Origin of the sequence: Streptomyces sp. NPDC057963, assembly GCF_042887155.1 — a bacterium.
In the GTDB taxonomy this organism is placed as follows: Bacteria; Actinomycetota; Actinomycetes; order Streptomycetales; family Streptomycetaceae; genus Streptomyces.
This window is the reverse complement of sequence record NZ_JBHVPX010000016.1, coordinates 1-15,884: the sequence shown is the minus strand read 5'-3', so window position 1 is coordinate 15,884 and position 15,884 is coordinate 1. Positions and strand designations below refer to the sequence as shown.

General features: G+C 67.8%; 12 protein-coding genes and 3 pseudogenes. 8 read left to right on the top strand and 7 right to left on the bottom strand.

Features of this window, described 5'->3' with window-relative positions; all coding sequences use genetic code 11:
- The first annotated feature begins 299 nt into the window (after positions 1 to 299).
- The 6 genes and pseudogenes from ACFVT1_RS30545 to ACFVT1_RS30520 form a co-directional block, all read left to right on the top strand.
- A complete protein-coding gene (locus tag ACFVT1_RS30545) occupies positions 300 to 1,787 on the top strand; it encodes an APC family permease (RefSeq protein ID WP_389801108.1) in 1,488 nt (495 codons plus the stop codon).
- Positions 1,784 to 2,800, top strand: a complete 1,017-nt coding sequence (locus ACFVT1_RS30540; RefSeq protein ID WP_389801106.1) for an acetamidase/formamidase family protein — start codon at positions 1,784 to 1,786, stop codon at positions 2,798 to 2,800. The genes ACFVT1_RS30545 and ACFVT1_RS30540 overlap by 4 nt, the downstream gene beginning before the upstream one ends.
- Before the next feature lie 46 nt (positions 2,801 to 2,846).
- The gene (locus ACFVT1_RS30535) at positions 2,847 to 3,440 is read left to right on the top strand and encodes an N-acetylmuramoyl-L-alanine amidase (protein WP_389801105.1); all 594 of its coding nucleotides are present in this window, start codon (positions 2,847 to 2,849) and stop codon (positions 3,438 to 3,440) included.
- 105 nt (positions 3,441 to 3,545) lie between these two features.
- Positions 3,546 to 4,898, top strand: coding sequence for a GAF domain-containing protein (locus ACFVT1_RS30530; RefSeq protein ID WP_389801103.1), 1,353 nt, complete (start codon positions 3,546 to 3,548; stop codon positions 4,896 to 4,898).
- Positions 4,895 to 6,418 carry an aldehyde dehydrogenase family protein gene (locus tag ACFVT1_RS30525; protein ID WP_389801102.1) on the top strand — a complete coding sequence of 508 codons (1,524 nt, stop codon included), beginning with the start codon at positions 4,895 to 4,897 and terminating at the stop codon, positions 6,416 to 6,418. Before ACFVT1_RS30530 ends, ACFVT1_RS30525 begins: the two co-directional genes overlap by 4 nt.
- 118 nt (positions 6,419 to 6,536) lie before the next feature.
- Positions 6,537 to 6,759, top strand: a pseudogene (locus ACFVT1_RS30520) (IS5/IS1182 family transposase); the annotation flags it as partial.
- Here the strand turns inward: ACFVT1_RS30520 and ACFVT1_RS30515 are convergent.
- On the bottom strand, positions 6,739 to 7,260 hold the full coding sequence (locus tag ACFVT1_RS30515; protein WP_389801100.1) for a hypothetical protein: 522 nt from the start codon (positions 7,258 to 7,260) through the stop codon (positions 6,739 to 6,741). The pseudogene ACFVT1_RS30520 and the gene ACFVT1_RS30515 sit on opposite strands and share 21 nt — an antisense overlap.
- Positions 7,261 to 7,660: 400 nt before the next feature.
- Between ACFVT1_RS30515 and ACFVT1_RS30510 the strand changes: the two genes are divergently transcribed.
- The gene (locus ACFVT1_RS30510; RefSeq protein ID WP_389801098.1) at positions 7,661 to 8,476 is read left to right on the top strand and encodes an SAM-dependent methyltransferase; all 816 of its coding nucleotides are present in this window, start codon (positions 7,661 to 7,663) and stop codon (positions 8,474 to 8,476) included.
- 944 nt (positions 8,477 to 9,420) lie between these two features.
- Complete coding sequence (dpgD, locus tag ACFVT1_RS30505; protein ID WP_389801096.1) at positions 9,421 to 10,224, top strand: enoyl-CoA-hydratase DpgD; 804 nt, start codon at positions 9,421 to 9,423, stop codon at positions 10,222 to 10,224.
- A gap of 192 nt (positions 10,225 to 10,416) precedes the next feature.
- Here dpgD and ACFVT1_RS30500 read toward each other — a convergent pair.
- The 6 genes and pseudogenes from ACFVT1_RS30500 to ACFVT1_RS30475 form a co-directional block, all read right to left on the bottom strand.
- Positions 10,417 to 10,632, bottom strand: a pseudogene (locus ACFVT1_RS30500) (transposase family protein); the annotation flags it as partial.
- 184 nt (positions 10,633 to 10,816) lie between these two features.
- Positions 10,817 to 10,930 (bottom strand): annotated as a pseudogene (locus ACFVT1_RS30495) (IS5/IS1182 family transposase); the annotation flags it as partial.
- A gap of 293 nt (positions 10,931 to 11,223) precedes the next feature.
- Positions 11,224 to 12,558 (bottom strand): (3,5-dihydroxyphenyl)acetyl-CoA 1,2-dioxygenase DpgC, encoded by a 1,335-nt coding sequence (dpgC, locus tag ACFVT1_RS30490; protein WP_389801094.1) that lies wholly within the window; start codon positions 12,556 to 12,558, stop codon positions 11,224 to 11,226.
- A 59-nt stretch (positions 12,559 to 12,617) separates the two neighbouring features.
- The gene (gene dpgB / locus ACFVT1_RS30485) at positions 12,618 to 13,307 is read right to left on the bottom strand and encodes an enoyl-CoA-hydratase DpgB (protein ID WP_389801092.1); all 690 of its coding nucleotides are present in this window, start codon (positions 13,305 to 13,307) and stop codon (positions 12,618 to 12,620) included.
- Between the two features lie 28 nt (positions 13,308 to 13,335).
- The gene (gene dpgA / locus ACFVT1_RS30480; RefSeq protein ID WP_389801090.1) at positions 13,336 to 14,457 is read right to left on the bottom strand and encodes a 3,5-dihydroxyphenylacetyl-CoA synthase DpgA; all 1,122 of its coding nucleotides are present in this window, start codon (positions 14,455 to 14,457) and stop codon (positions 13,336 to 13,338) included.
- A 54-nt stretch (positions 14,458 to 14,511) separates the two neighbouring features.
- A partial coding sequence (locus tag ACFVT1_RS30475; RefSeq protein ID WP_389801088.1) for an alpha/beta fold hydrolase occupies positions 14,512 to 15,884 on the bottom strand: 1,373 nt, incomplete at its 5' end.

Sequence of the window (15,884 nt, the reverse complement as noted above, 5' to 3'; positions counted from 1 at the left end):
CGCCGCCCCGTGGTCCGGGAAGCCGCCGTCGAGGAGCCGCAAGGGGCCGGCGGCGTCCGCGAGCACGCGGTCGGGGCCCCGTCCACCGTCCGCCGTCTCCGCACCCGCGTCTACTCTCCGCAGCCCCGGCCCCGTGCCGGGGCTGTCCACCTTCGTGATCCGCCGCGCTCCTTCGTCCACGCACACGATTCGGGCTGCCGTCTTCCGCAGCCCGCGCGACGCCCGTACGGTAGGGCGCGCGAAACGCGGGGCCATACATCGGACAACGCCTTCCCGTCGTCGGACAGAGGAGCCACGGGGTGTCGGGGGATTCGGGCAGCGGACTGTTACGTGATGCCGTCGGGCTGCGCGAAGTCCTCTTCCAGAGCGTCACGGCGATGGCGCCCGCCGCCGCCATCGCCGCGTCCATTCCGTCCGGAGCCGCGTTCGCGGGCGGGAGTCTCCCGCTGTCCGTGGTGGTGGCGCTGATCGCCTGTCTGTTCACCGCCTCGTGCGTCGCGGAGCTGGCCCGCCATCTGCCGGCCGCCGGTTCGGTCGCCACCTACTGCGCGCAAGGGCTGCATCCGGCCATCGGCTTTCTCGTCGGCTGGGGCTATGTCTTCGTGGAGGCGCTGGTCCCCGCGCTGCTGCTGCTCCAGCTCGGTTTCACGACAGCGGGCACCCTGCACCAGGAGTGGTCGTCCTACCCCGCGGCCCTGTGGTGGCCGTGGTCTCTGCTGGGCGCGGTGATCATCGCGTTCGCCGGGTTCTTCGGTGTACGGGCCTCCGCCCGGTTCGGAACCGTGCTCGGCGTCTTCGAGGTGCTTGTCTTCGTCGCCTTCGCCGTGCTGCTCATCGGGCAGGCGGGCTCGGACAACACCCTTTCGGTCTTCGGTACTTCGCACACCGCTCACGGCTACGACGGGATCAGCGGGATCTTCGCCGGCTCGGTCTACACCGTGCTGGCCTTCTCCGGCTTCGAGGCAGCGGCACCGCTCGCCGAGGAGACGAAGGACCCGCGGCGCACGATGCGGCGTGCGGTGCTCGGCGCGGCGCTCTCCATCGGCCTGGTGTACGTCCTCACCACCTATGCGATGTCCGTGTACTTCGGGCCCGACCGGTTCGCCGGATTCGGCTCTTCGGGGACGGCGTCGTGGGAGGGCGTGGCCCGCGCCTCGTTCGGGCTGTTCTGGGTGCTGCTCTTCCTCGCCGTGGTCAACTCGACCGTCGCCAACGCCAATGCGTGTGCGAACGTGTCGACCCGGACGGCGTTCGCCCTCGGCCGCATCGGGGTGTTCCCGCGGGCCTTCGCGCGTCTCCATCCGCGCCGCCGCTCCCCCGTCACCGGCGTGGCCGCGCAGTTCGTGATCGCGGTCGGCGCGGCTCTCGGGCTCGGATTCGCCTACGACCCGGTGACCGCGTTCGTACTGCTGGCCACCGTGATCGTCACCGTGATCACCGGGGTGTACATCGTCGTGAATCTGGCCTGCGCCGGGTACTTCCTGCGCCGACGGCGCGACGCGTTCAACCCCGTACTCCATCTTCTCTTCCCGGTGCTGGGCATCGCGGCGTTCGTGCCCGCGCTGCTGACGGCCGCCGGGATTCCGGTCTTCGACTTCGTCTCGGAGCTCAGTGCGCCGGTCTCCTATGCGGGTCCGGTCGTCGGTGTCTGGATGGTGATCGGGATCGTTGTCCTGGCGGTGCTGCTGCGCAGGCATCCGCAGCGGGTGGCCCAGACCGGACGGATCCATCTCGACGAAACCCCGGGGCAGCCCGGGGAGTCCAGGACAGGAGCAGTGCAGCGATGAGCGATCCCCGTATTCTGACCGTCCGCCCCAAGGAGGGCGAGTACGCCTGGACCTTCGGCGGAGCGGCGCCGGTCGCCCGTATCGAGCCGGGGACGTTCCTCGACGTGTATACGGAGGACTGCTTCGCCGGCCGGGTGCGCTCCGAGAAGGACCTGGTCTCCGAGGTCTGCGAGTTTCCCTTCCTCAACCCGCAGACCGGCCCTTTCCATGTGGTGGGGGCCGAGATCGGCGATACCGTCGCGGTGCACTTCGTGTCCATCGAACCGGCCAGGGACTGGGCCGCCTCGACGACCGTCCCTCTCTTCGGCGCGCTCACCTCCACGCACGCCACCGCGTCACTGCAGGCTCCGCTGCCGGAGGTGGTGTGGATGTGGCAGCTCGACCGGGCGCGCCGCACCTGCCTGTTCAGCGCCCGGGACAGTGACATCCGGGTGGAGCTGCCGATGGATCCGATGCACGGCACGGTCGGCGTGGCGCCGGCCAATCTGGAAGTACGGTCCGCGCTGGTGCCCGACGCGCACGGCGGAAACATGGACACACCCGAGATGAGGGCCGGCGTCACCTGCTATCTGGGGGTCAACGTCGAGGGTGCGCTGCTGAGCCTCGGGGACGGTCATGCCCGTCAGGGCGAGGGCGAGACCTGCGGGGTGGCCGTGGAGTGCGCGATGAACACGGTGGTGCTGGTCGAGCTGCTGAAGGGCGTCACGACTCCGTGGCCTCGCATCGAGTCCGACACCCATCTGATGTCGACCGGTTCCGCCCGGCCGCTCGAAGACGCCTTCCGGATCTCGCAGTTGGACCTGGTGCAATGGCTCGCGCGCGACTACGGGCTGTCCGAACTCGATGCCTACCAGCTGGTCAGCCAGGCCGGCGAGGCTCCGTTGGCCAATGTGTGCGACACCAACTACACCTGTGTGGCGAAGATCCGTAAGGAGTGGCTCCCCGCAGGTGATCCCCATCGCGGACTCCACCGCCATCTGCGGGAGACCGCGACGCCGCTGTCCACCCCCTGACCCCGTTCTCCTCCCTTCCCTCTCTCCCCCACGCACAGGAGTGTTCATGCACCGCAGAAGGATTCTTCAGGGCGCCGCGGCGACGGCGGCCGCAGCTCTGCTCCCCGCGTCGGCCCGCGCTGCGGCTTCCACGACAGCTGGCGAAACGGACTATCCGCTCGCCCACTGGACACCCGCCTCCACGTCCAACTACACGGAGTCGACCCGGCCTTCGGCCTATCCGATCCAATACGTGATCATCCATGTCACCCAGGAGACGTTCTCGAACACGATCGGGATCTTCCAGAATCCGGCGAAGCAGGTCTCCGCGCACTACGTGGTGCGCTCGGCGGACGGCTACGTGGCCCAGTGCGTCCGGGAGCAGAACATCGCCTGGCATGCCGGCAACTGGGACTACAACACCCGCAGCGTCGGTATCGAGCACGAGGGCTGGGTGGACCAGCCGGCGTACTTCACCAACACCATGTACGAGAAGTCGGCGCTGCTGACGGCCTCGGTCTGCGACCGCCACGGCATCCCCAAGGACCGTGCGCACATCCTCGGCCACGCCCAGGTCCCGGGCACCGACCACACCGATCCCGGACCGAACTGGGACTGGGTGCGCTACATCCGTCTCGTCAATCTCTACTCGGCCGGCTGACACGCCTCCACCACCGCGCCCGCTCACTCTCCGCATCCAGGTTGTCACAGACGTCGGCGGCGGCCACGATGGGGCATGTACGACGGCCCTGGACGGGAGGGTGAGTTGACGGACCCCTGGGTGGCCCTCGCGGCCGATGCGGACCCCGGCGAACGGCTGGGCCAACTGCGGCGTGCTCACGAGGTGTTCACCACGGCTGGCCGGCTGGAGCGGCCGGTACGTCCGGTGGTCGGCGAGTCGTGGCGGCGCTCGGCTCGGGCCCGGGTCAACCCGGACGGCGCACCGCTGGTGGAACTGGGTGCGGACGAGATCGGGCCGTACCGGGACGGGCATCCCCTGGCCCCGGCCATGCCGGTGATCCGCGAGCTGATGAGCTCGTACGCGACGGACGGCGAACACCTTCTCGCGGTGTGCGACGCGCTCGGCAGGCTGCTGTGGGTCGAAGGACACCCGAGGACCCTGCGGGCCGCGGCCCGGATGAATTTCGTGGAGGGCGCCCGCTGGGCCGAGTCCGTGGCCGGCACGAACGCGCCGGGTACGGCCATCGCCGTGGACCGGCCGGTGCAGGTCTTCGCCGCCGAGCACTTCCTGCGGCCGGTCCAGCAGTGGACCTGCGCGGCGGCACCGCTCCACGACCCGCACACGGGTCGGGCCCTGGGCGCCGTGGACATCACCGGCGGGGACCGGCTCGCGCATCCGCACAGCCTGGCGTTCGTGCAGGCGGTGGCGCGCGCCGCCGAGTCACAGCTGGCACTGCTCTCGCCCACGCCTGCCGGGGAGACCGTGCGGCTCAGTGCGCTGGGCCGGGACGAGGCACTGCTCGTCGCGGGAGGCCGCAAGATCCGGCTGAGCAGGCGGCACAGCGAGATCCTGGTGACGCTGGCCCGCCGCCCCGAGGGCCTCTGCGGCGACGAACTCCTCGTCGAACTGTACGAGGACGAGTCGGTGACCCCGGTGACGTTGCGGGCCGAACTCTCCCGGCTGCGCCGCCTGCTCGGCCCCGGGCTCCTCCGCTCGCGCCCCTATCGTCTCTCCGCGCCGGTCGACGCCGACTTCGACACGGTCGCGCGGAGGCTGGCGTCCGGTGCGGTGGCAGCGGCGCTCAGCGCCTACGCGGGTCCGCTGCTGCCGGGCTCGCAGGCGCCGTCCGTCATCCGGCTGCGGCAACGGCTCGACGAGCAGTTGCGGGCGGCACTGATCGCGCGCGCCGACCCGGGCCTGCTGGCCGACTGGGCGTACAGCCCGTGGGGCGAGGACGACCTCCCGGTCTGGCGGGCGCTCGCGGCGGCCGCACCCACGGGACAGCGCCCCGCGCTGCTGGCCAGGGCGCGCTCGCTGGACACCGAGCAGGGACAGCCCCTTTCGTCTGCAACGGGGTCGCAACGTGGCGCTGTCTACCTTCGCGGCGAGGGCCGTCCAACGGCGGGCGGCACCGGATCCGGGAGGCCACAGAGATGACCCGTTACGCTGCGCCGGGCACCGAGGGATCAATCGTCTCGTACGAGTCCCGCTACGACCACTGGATCGGCGGCGCGTACGTCCCGCCCGCCCGTGGCCAGTACTTCGAGAACCCCAGCCCCGTCAACGGCCGCCCCTTCACCGAGATCGCCCGCGGCACTGCCGAGGACGTCGAGCGGGCGCTGGACGCGGCACACGCCGCGGCCCCCGCGTGGGGAGCGACCGCGGCGGGCGAGCGCGCCTCCGTGCTCAACAGGATCGCCGACCGGATGGAGGCGCACCTGGAGGAGCTGGCGGTCGCCGAGAGCTGGGACAACGGCAAGCCGGTACGGGAGACCCTGGCCGCCGACATGCCCCTGGCCATCGACCACTTCCGCTACTTCGCCGGTGCGTTGCGCGCCCAGGAGGGCTCCCTCGGCGAGATCGACGACGACACGGTCGCGTACCACTTCCACGAGCCGCTGGGTGTCGTCGCGCAGATCATCCCGTGGAACTTCCCCATCCTGATGGCAACGTGGAAGCTGGCTCCGGCGCTCGCGGCGGGCAACGCGGTGGTCCTCAAACCGGCCGAACAGACCCCGGCCTCCATCCACGTATGGCTGAAGCTGGTGGCCGACCTCCTTCCGCCCGGTGTCGTCAACATCGTCAACGGCTTCGGCGCCGAGGCGGGCAAGCCCCTCGCCTCCAGTCCCCGCGTCGCGAAGATCGCCTTCACCGGTGAGACCACGACGGGGCGGCTGATCATGCAGTACGCCTCCGAGAACATCAAGCCGGTGACGCTGGAGCTGGGCGGCAAGTCGCCGAACATCTTCTTCGACGACGTATGGAACGCGGACGACGACTTCCGTGACAAGGCCCTCGAAGGGTTCACCATGTTCGCCCTCAACCAGGGCGAGGTCTGCACCTGTCCCTCACGCGCACTGATCCAGCGCGGGCACTACGGCGAGTTCCTTGAGGCGGGCATCGCCCGCACCGAGAAGATCGTGCCGGGACACCCGCTGGACACGGACACGATGATCGGCGCCCAGGCCTCCAACGACCAGTTGCAGAAGATCCTTTCGTACCTGGACATCGGCCAGCAGGAGGGCGCGAAGGTCCTCACGGGTGGCCAGCGGATCGAGTACGACGGGGAGCTGGCGGGCGGCTACTACGTGCAGCCGACCGTCTTCGAGGGCGACAACCGGATGCGGGTCTTCCAGGAGGAGATCTTCGGGCCGGTCGTGGCGGTCACGTCCTTCGCGGACTTCGACGACGCGATCAAGACGGCCAACGACACGCTGTACGGCCTCGGCGCGGGCGTATGGACCCGCGACATCAACACCGCATACCGGGCGGGTCGCGCCATCCAGGCCGGCCGGGTCTGGACGAACTGCTACCACGCGTACCCGGCCCACGCCGCCTTCGGCGGGTACAAGCAGTCGGGGATCGGCCGCGAGAACCACAAGATGATGCTGGAGCACTACCAGCAGACGAAGAACCTACTCGTCTCATACTCGGCGAAGAAGCTGGGCTTCTTCTAGACACCAAAAAAGGGCGCCTGACCAGGCAAGATGCCCGTCAGGCGCCCTCCGCAGCGCACGGCTGAGCGGTAAGTCGGGATACGCCCTCACTCCGGATATCTCCCACTGGTATCCCAGCTCTGACCAGGTCGGCAACCGACGTCGAAAGGGCAGCGCCGTCGGCCGCCGCCCCGCCTTCGACCGGGAGGCTTTCAAGCACCGAAACGTTGTGGAACGCCGCCTCAACCGGCTCAAACAGTTCCGGGCTGTCGCCACACGGTTCGACAAGCTCGCCCACCCGCTGCCAGGCGGGACTGCAGCTGAGTTCGCTCATCTTGTGGCTACGCGATCTGGTGCCGTGACCACCGGGCGAACAGACTTCGCCGCCTGGGAGGTTGAGTCGTGAACGCCGTTTGCGGGACACCCAGCACATCGAGCCGTGACATGAGCCGAACCTCCTGCTCTGATGTGACAGCGATCCACAGGGCCGTGCCCGTGTCGCTGGCGCTGAAGATCTCTCGACCCTGTCGCCACGCCTCGGCATGAATCGTGTAGGGCGCCAAGGCCAGAAGCACGTCGAACTGCGTGTCGTCGCGGACATCGACGTCAATCCCCATGCCAGGGTCACCTTTCGCAGACCGGACGCCCTCGGCCACTTCGTTGGCGGCCATCGACAGCACCTGCTCGTACGCGGGCGCCACTTCCCGTGGCCATGCGATATCACTGTAGGCATCGACGTGAGCCGTCTCGATGCTGTCTCGCAGGACACGAAGCGCCTCACGATGAACACGTACCACGTCTGCTGCCTCCAGGCCGTCTCGGAGGAACAGGTCTCGACGTGGTTCATCGGCTTCACTGGTCATGCGGCTCAGCCTTTCACGCGCCGATGTCGTCCGGTTTACGGGCCTGACCTACGCTCGCATCCGGCGATCTCCCGCACCCTGACGCGTCCGTGATGGGCATGGCCCTGGTCCGGGTGGACACCTCCGCCGATTGCGTGGACCCCACCCTTCCTGCCTTTGCCGCAGGTCGTCCCGATTGGCGTACTGCTCTGCTGCTGCAATCAGGCAAGCGACCTGCCCGATGGACACCACGCCCGCGCCCTCGGTCTACGCCTCGCGGTCGTCGCCACCGCAGGCGCTGGCAACCGGATCAACGCCGATCCAACTCACCTGAAACATGAACTGATGTACGCACAGAGGTTGTTGGGACGTAGGTTGTGCCTTGACAGTTCACGCCTCGGTTGAAAGACGGACGGTACCCATGGCCGACCACGCGACATCGCCCGGACCGGCGGTGCATCAGAAGATCGATTCGTCGGTGCCGCACTCCGCCCGGATCTGGAACTACTGGCTGGGCGGGAAAGACAACTACCCCGTTGACGAGGAAGCCGGCGACGCCTACAGCGCTGCCTTCCCCGGCATCGTCACCATCGCCCGCAGCAGCCGTGCCTTCCTGCGCCGCACCCTCACGTACCTGGTCACCGAGGAGCGCATCCGGCAGTTCCTGGACGTCGGGACCGGCCTGCCGACCGTGAACAACACCCACGAGGTCGCCCAGCGGCTCGCCCCCGAGACCAGGATCGTCTACGTCGACCACGACCCGTTGGTCCTCGCGCACGCCCGTGCCCTGCTCACCTCCACCCCCCAGGGGGCGACCGCCTACGTCGACGCCGACCTGTCCGACCCCGATCGCATCCTGGCGGCCGCCGCCGAGACGCTGGACCTCACCCGTCCCACCGCCCTGATTCTCAGCAATATCCTGGGCCACGTCGCTGACTACGACCAGGCACACGCCACCGTCGCCCGTCTGATGGACGGACTGCCGTCCGGCAGCTACCTCTCCATCAACGATGGTTCACGAGGCACCGACGCCGACTACGAACAGGCCCAGGACGCGTACAACGAGACCGGCGCCGTACCGTACTTCCTGCGCCCCGTAGACGAAATCGCGGCGTTCTTCGACGGCCTGGAACTGTTGGACCCCGGGGTCGTCTCGGTCCCCTTCTGGCGCCCGGACCCCACTTCCCCCACCCCGGAACCGATCGGCGAGCACGGCGGCCTCGCCCGCAAGCCGTGACACCCTGACGCACCAGGCCCCACGTACGACTGGACAGACCGCCGCCTCGTGCGAGACGGCGGTCTTGGCACACTCACACGTGGCAGACGCCGCAACCTGCAACGAACGCCGCCCTCATGGCTGGCGCTGCTCAGGCCCGCGACCTTGGCCGAGGACTCCGTCGCTCCTGATGACCCCAGCAGCATTGCTGTCAACGAGATTGATCACGGCCCCGGGCTTAGCCTATGGGCCGTCCCATAGTCCCTGGCGGGCGTGCGACGACGGCTGCGGCATCTCGCCGCGTCGCCGGAACGCCCGGGTGCAGCCAGTGGTTCGGGCGTCCCCCCGTCTTGCGATGCACCGCATGCGACGCCGCACGCCGATCCACCAGGGACTATGGGACGGCCCTTGGCCGAGCGCCGGAGCCGGAACGCGTGTCCGGAGCCCGGGGTGGCGGCTCGGCACATCATGGACCGGGCGGACGGGACATTCGCGGACATCACGGGTCCAGGCGTCGTCCGGTGCCTCGCTGACGAGCTGATCGATGCACCAGATCCGGCGAACGACTTGACCTGCTGCGACTTCGGCACTGCCAGTAGGTGACCGACGCCCGCTTCCTCCGGCATCCGGCGGAATCCCCACTTCTTACCGGCGGCGACAGCACCAACGGACAGGTGAGCATCCTGTTGCAACACCTTCGGCATCCGAGCACAGGCCGAGCTGATCCGCCGGACCAGTTCGGCCTTCTCCGCCTTCGGCCGGGCGACGATGGCCGGGCACTTCCCCTCCTTCCGGGCCCGCAGCTGAGCCGGCTGCTGCCGACAGGAGCGGCGGAGGGCCGCCGCGGCGTGAAGCCGCCGGCAACTCTCGCCTGCCCGCCCTCGCCGATCAACGAGCCCGAAGCTCATCAGCTTCGGCTCAACGGTTGACCCAAAATTACTTGTCGATCATATTACGATCCCTCCATGAAGCCTAGATCAAGGGTGCGTTACGAGAAGAATGGTCACCTTGCCCGAATAACGCTCGACAGGCCCGAGGTCCTCAATGCAATGGACTTACGCATGCATGAGGAACTCGCCGAGATATGGGACGACTTTGAAACCGACGACAATCTATGGGTGGCCGTTCTCTCCGGCGCTGGAACCCGCGCTTTCTCCGTCGGTCAGGACTTGAAGGAAGCCGCCGACCGGGTCCGCGAGGGAACCGCAAGCACGGCCACATTCGGCAGCCGCGGAAAGGCGGGCTGGCCACGATTGACGGAGCGGTTCGATCTGGCCAAGCCGGTCGTCGCCAAGGTGCAGGGGTACGCCATGGGTGGCGGCTTCGAACTTGCTCTCGCCTGCGACATCGTCATTGCCTCCGTCGGCGCGACCTTTGCACTGCCTGAAGCCAAACTCGGTCTGATGGCGGGGGCGGGCGGAGTCTTCCGGCTCACCCGGCAGTTGCCGTGGAAGACGGCGATGGGGCATCTTCTGACCGGTCGTCCGATGGACGCACAGCGCGCCTTCGAACTCGGCCTCGTCAACGAGGTGGTCCCCGTCGAGGATCTCGACGACTGCGTCGACGGCTGGGTGGCCGACATCTTGCGCTGCGCACCGCTCTCCGTCCGGGCCATGAAGGAAGCGGCCACGAAGTCCGCGACCATGCCGCTGGAGTCGGCATTCGCGACCCGCTACCCCTGGGAAGAACGGCGCATGCACAGCCAGGACGCGATCGAAGGCCCGCTTGCCTTCGCCGAGAAGCGCGAGCCTCGTTGGGGGGCTCGTTGAGCACCCGCTGACAGCCGGGCGGTGAGCGTCCGTCCCTGACGTGCACCGACCGGCCGGGCCGGTCCACGGCCTCGATGGCCCATACCTCACTCCTGGACATTACGTGCCTCGTTCAGGATGAACTATGAATTAAGCGGAGTGATAATCGGCAGTCCCCGTCCGGTGGCCCAGGCAGAGGCATCCACTGATCGGTCACTTCTGGAAGTATCCATTCGCATTTGAATACTCTGCCAGCCGCCCGTCTCCTTTGAGGCGGCAGCCGCGGAGAATCTTCCAGGTCTTCGTGCGGGCGAAGGCGTGCTCTACGCGCGCACGAACCTGTTTGTGCCAGTGGTTGTGCTGCTGCTTCCACCCGGGGAATTCCTCGCCGGGCCGGCGGCAGTGCGGCATCACGAGTCCGGTGCCAGGGGTCTGCCCCGTAATCCCTGGTGGATCGGCTAATCCCTGGTGGATCGGCGTGCGGCGTCGAATGCGGTGCATCGCACGGCGGAGGAACGCCCGAATGGTGGGTTTGTTCGGTCGTTTTCGACAACGCGGCGAGGGGTCGTAGCTGTCGTCGCACGCCCGCCAGAGGGTACGGGACAGCCTTCGGGTAGCCGCCGTCGGCGATCGTCATGGTCTTGCCGACGGCGGCCTTGGCCCCGGATTCCTCCCATGCCTTGCGGTCGTTGCGGTTGCCTGGAAGGGGGCGGCAGACCAGAACGAGCTGGTCGATGATGCGGTCTGCGGCCGACTTCGGCCACCCTCAAGGGCTGGCGTCTCCGCCGAAAGCTCCGCTGCGGCGCCAACCTCATTGCCGACATCGTGACGGCCTTCCTCGTCCGTCACCACGCCTCAACCCAAGGTGGGAAAAGGGTCACTGATCCGCCCGGTCCACGGTCGCTCCCTTCCCTCGGGCCCAGGCGGAACGGCCGGGTACTCCCGGGTCCATGGATCACCTTGTCCCGGCACTCGCGTCGCCGGCCTCGTTGTACCGTCCCCGAAGTCGCTGCGCTGGGCTCACTTCGCCACCGCGCCCGCTGCGAACTTGCCGACCTTGCCGAGGACGTCCTCGCTGTAGAGGCGCAGTGCCTGCTGCAGCGCGAATTCCGCCATGTACGCGCGAAACGTGTCCGGCGGTTCCTCCGCCAGGTTCAGCATCCGGCGGTTGGTCACGACCGCGGTGTTGTCCAGCCGGTCGATTCCGTTCCGCAGCACCGAATCCAGCTCCACGGGATCGACCACCTCGTCGAACAGCAGCCCGCCGTCAGGCTCGTTGGCCCACACCTTGCGTCCCCACAGGACGATCTGACGGGACCCCCGGCTTCCGATCGCCCTGGCCAGCCGGAAATTCGACGCGCCCGGCACGATGCCCTCCTGGGCGGCGGGCAGGCTGAAGAATGCGTCCGCGCCGGCGACCACCCGGTCGAACACCAGAAGGAGTTGCGCCCCGCCACCGATCGCGAAGGTGTCGACTCCGGCCAGCCACGGTTTCTCGATGGCGGGGCTGCGCCAGGACGCATCGTGGGGCACGACGATGCCGCGCACCAACTTGTTGATGTAGCCCATCTCCCGGCGCATCAGAAAGTCGATGAACGAGATCTGGCCCGCGTGCAACCGCTTGAGGTTGATGCCCGCGCTGAACACCCGGCGACCCGCGTACCGGGGATGCGACATCGGCCCGCCACGGAACACGCCCACGCGCACCGCCGGGTCCAGCAGCGCCAGGTCGACCGCGGTCTCCACATCCTCGACCTGCTGGTTGTCCTCGGCGTTGAGACAATCGTCGCGGCAGAGGGTGAGCTCTGCCGCCGGGCCGGTTCGTTCCAGTCGGACGGAGTGCAGAGTGATGGAACCGGTGCTCTGGAATTCCGGTAGCAGGCGCAGCGCGCGCTCGGTCGGCCGAAGCATCGAGTCCATGAGGTGGGTCCCGGCGGAGACCGACCCCAGTACTTCCCGCAGGAACAGGCCCTGATCGATCTCCAGTCCCTCCTTGTGGGCCTGGATACGGTTCAGCTCCGCGGTCATCTGATCGGCACTCGGCAGCACACCGGGGAACCTGACTTCGGCGGCCCGCACCAGTTCATGCAGTCGGAGCCGAATCGCCCCGCCCTCGGTGAGGTCGTCGTACACGGAGTCGACGTGTCTGCGGAGGAAGGTGTGCCGGGCTTGTCGTACGGCGAGCTTGACGCGTGCGGCCCTCTCCTGTTCCTCCGGGTCGCGCTCAACGGGTTCCGGGAGCGATGCGAGCTGCTCCTCTGCACGGGCCGCGAGTCCGGTGAGAGCGCGAACGGCCGCGTCCAGGTCGCCTGCACCGGTCCGGGTACGGCCATCGAGGATGGTGTCCGGGGTCATGTCACAACCTTCCTGTCGGACGCGAATACTGGTTGTCCGGTCCGTTCCGGTCTCCCCGGTCAGCTCTCGGACGCATGGCCACTCCGACGCAGCACTCGGTCGCAGGCAGCGAGGTGCCGGCCGAGCGCCTCTTCGAACGTCGTGGTGGTCGCCTCCAGAAGCAGCTGTCGCCGGACGGCCACGTCCGCGCCTTGGCGCGGTGTGATCGCGAGCGCGATGGCGACAGCGGCCTCCCGGCCGTCCGCGATTTCGTCGAGCAGTCCCAGCTCCAGCGCGGTGGTGGTCTGCACCGGCGTGTCGAAAAGGGTGGCCCGCCTGATCCGGGCGACCCCGACCTGGTTCGCCAGCCGGTAGAGGGCCATGCCCGGCCACGCCGTGCCCGGGCCGGATCCCGACGGCAGTCGCAGAAGCACGTCGGGCGTGCCCAGCCTGCAGTCGGTGGTCAGCAGCATCTCCAGCGCGGTGCCGCCGCAGTCGCCGTGCACGACAGCAACGGTGGTCGCGGACAGCCGCTCGATCCGTCGCAGGGTGCGTTCCCATTTGTTGACGAGGGCTATATCCACATCGCCGACGGGCGCGGAGGCCGGTGTGCTACCGGTCAGGTGCAGCACGGCGATGCTGTCCGGCCCGCCTTCCTCGACCTGGTCGGCGAAGGCCTGCACGCGGGCGATCAGTTCACGCGACAGCGGCTGCGTCCCGTCGATCCGAAGCTGCGGACAGACACCGGTGATGTCGTCAGTGGTGGTCATGGTGATGTGCTCCTTCTGATCGGCGGTACTACCAGCGGATGAGGGCTGTCTCGATGGTGGAGCCTGGGCCCATCGTCATGAGGACTCCGTACTCACCGCGGCGTGCCAGCCCCTCGCCGCACAACCGGTCGTAGGAGAACAGAAAGGAACCGCTGGAGAGGTTCCCGTAGTCACGCAGCACGCCGGTGGTGTGCCGGACATCGTGCGGGGTCAGGCCGAGATTGATCCGCACGGAGTCGATGACCTTCTTGCCCCCCGAGTGGACCGTCCAGTGCGCGATGTCGCTGCGCCTCAGGCCCGTGCCGGACAACAGCCGGTCGACGACGAGTTCGGCGTGTGCACCGACCACGTAGGGGACATCCGGGTCGAGGAAGAAGCTGAACCGGCTCTGCTCGTCGTCCCAGTCGTAGCGCATCGCATCGATCGCTTCGGGGATGATGCAACTGGTGAACTTCAAGACCTCGGGTCCCGGGCGCTGTTCCGGGTCCTCGGCAATGACCGCGATCGCGCCCGCCCCGTCCCCGAACAAGCTGTTCACCACCGAGGTGCGCATGGTGCCGTCGAACACATAGGCCGCAGAACACGATTCCACGCACACCATGAGCGCGAGCTGACCCGGGTGCGCCCGAGCCCAGCCGGCTACAGCGTTCAGTCCGTTGAGACCGGCGTTGCACCCCATTCCCACCACGTCCAGCCGGCTGCAGTGCCCGTCGATATCCAGCTCGCGGATCAGCAGGGCGCTGAATCCCGGGGTGAGAAATCCCGTAGAGGTCACACAGCACAGGTAGCCGATGTCGGACAGGTCGGCATTCACGTTCTTGAGGCAGTCCTCGACGGCGCGCGCGCCCACCTCGATTCCCTGCTTCTTGTGCTTGGCCAGCAGGGCGCCCTGCTCCTCGAGCAGTCGCCCTCCGGTGGGGCTTTCCGGCGGCAGGGTGAGGAACCGGCGCTCGATGGCACTGCTCAGGAATACCGACCGCACACGTGGGTCATCGATCTCGAAGATGTCCAGCAGCTCGCGCTGGGAATAGGAGGTGGGCGGGACAGCGGTGCCGATGCCCACCAGCCGGGCACGGGGCCGGTCGGAGAGCGTGGTGTCCGGTGCGGAGCGCAGGACACCGGGGTGCGGCAATTGGGCCAGTGGGGTCATCGGTACATCCACCCCCAGGTGCGAAGCTTGCTTCTCGTCCGCCTGGTGAAGCGACTATGAGGCAACATCGTTGACCTTCCTGGAAATGAGGGACCCGATTTCCGGGCTCGCCTCCGACTTCATGATCTCTTGGTGGTCGAAGCCCACTTGGTGGCTCTCAAGGTCCTTCGCAAGGCCGTCACGCCACAAATGCGATGCGGGGGCAGCGCCTCCGGTCTCGGCGTCGAGGAACAGCACCGGGACCCGGGACGGTTGCGGTATGTGCTCGGCCATGGCGTGGTGGTTCGCCCTGGTGATCAGGACGAGGTTCTCGACGACCTGATCCGGAAGTGTCGAGAGTGGACTCTCGAGCTCTGTCAGAGCTCGCCGCAATTCATGACCGCCGGGGAGCTCGGCTGCGCTCGCCGACGGTAGTACCAGGCCGTCCAGGGCCGTGCGGACGAGTTCCGCCGCAGTTGGTTCGCCCGCCGGATCCGGACCGTGGTAGGAGTCGAGCAGCACGAGCAGCGATGGATCTTCTCCGCTCGCCTCCATCTCGACCGCCAACTGCTGGGCGACGGTGCCTCCGAATGACCAGCCCACCAGTACGCATGGGCCATCGCCCCGGATCTCCCTGATACGTGCGAGGTGGATGGCCGCGAGTTCCTTGACTTCCAGCGCTTCGACATCGTGGCTGGACAATCTCGGGTCCTGCAGACCATGCACCGGATGTCCGGCCGGGAGATGACGCACCAACGAGGACCAGCACCAGCTCAGCCCGTTCGCCGCGGGCAGCAGGAAGATCGGCGGCAGGTCGCCCTCGGCCCGGTAGGTGAGGACACCGAATATTTCGCCGTCAGCCTCTTGGAACAGCGCGTCGTGAAGGTCGGCGATGGTGGGGTGTTGGAAGAGCGTGTGGATGGTGGTGTGGGTGTTGAGGGTGGTGTTGATGCGGTTGGTGAGGCGTATGGCGAGGAGGGAGTGGCCGCCGAGGTCGAAGAAGTTGTCGTCGATGGTGATGGTGGTGAGGTTGAGGGTTTGGGTGAAGAGGGTGGCGAGGGTTTGTTCGTGGGGGGTGCGGGGTGGGCGGCCGGTGGTGGTGGGTTGGGGTGGGGGGAGTTGGGTGTGGTCGAGTTTTCCGTTGGTGGTGAGGGGCCAGGTGGTGAGGGGGATGAGGTGGGTGGGGATGAGGTAGTCGGGGAGGGTGGTGGTGAGGGTGGTGCGTAGGTGTGTGGGGGTGGTGGTTCCGGTGTAGTAGGCGGTGAGTTGTTTGTCGCCGTTGGGGGTGGTGTGGATGGTGGTGGTGGCTTGGGTGACGCCGGGTTGGTTGGTGAGGGCGGTTTCGATTTCGGTGGGTTCGATGCGGTAGCCGCGGATTTTGATTTGGTGGTCGGTGCGGCCGTGGAAGGTGAGGGTGCCGTTGTGTTCCCAGCGGGCGAGGTCGCCGG

Coding starts and splice junctions, on each gene's coding strand:
- dpgB (WP_389801092.1), bottom strand. CDS start 13,307: ATGACCACCACTGACGACATCACCGGTGTCTGTCCGCAGCTTCGGATC.
- ACFVT1_RS30515 (WP_389801100.1), bottom strand. CDS start 7,260: ATGACCAGTGAAGCCGATGAACCACGTCGAGACCTGTTCCTCCGAGAC.
- dpgD (WP_389801096.1), top strand. CDS start 9,421: ATGAAGCCTAGATCAAGGGTGCGTTACGAGAAGAATGGTCACCTTGCC.
- ACFVT1_RS30510 (WP_389801098.1), top strand. CDS start 7,661: ATGGCCGACCACGCGACATCGCCCGGACCGGCGGTGCATCAGAAGATC.
- ACFVT1_RS30525 (WP_389801102.1), top strand. CDS start 4,895: ATGACCCGTTACGCTGCGCCGGGCACCGAGGGATCAATCGTCTCGTAC.
- ACFVT1_RS30540 (WP_389801106.1), top strand. CDS start 1,784: ATGAGCGATCCCCGTATTCTGACCGTCCGCCCCAAGGAGGGCGAGTAC.
- dpgC (WP_389801094.1), bottom strand. CDS start 12,558: ATGACCCCGGACACCATCCTCGATGGCCGTACCCGGACCGGTGCAGGC.
- ACFVT1_RS30535 (WP_389801105.1), top strand. CDS start 2,847: ATGCACCGCAGAAGGATTCTTCAGGGCGCCGCGGCGACGGCGGCCGCA.
- dpgA (WP_389801090.1), bottom strand. CDS start 14,457: ATGACCCCACTGGCCCAATTGCCGCACCCCGGTGTCCTGCGCTCCGCA.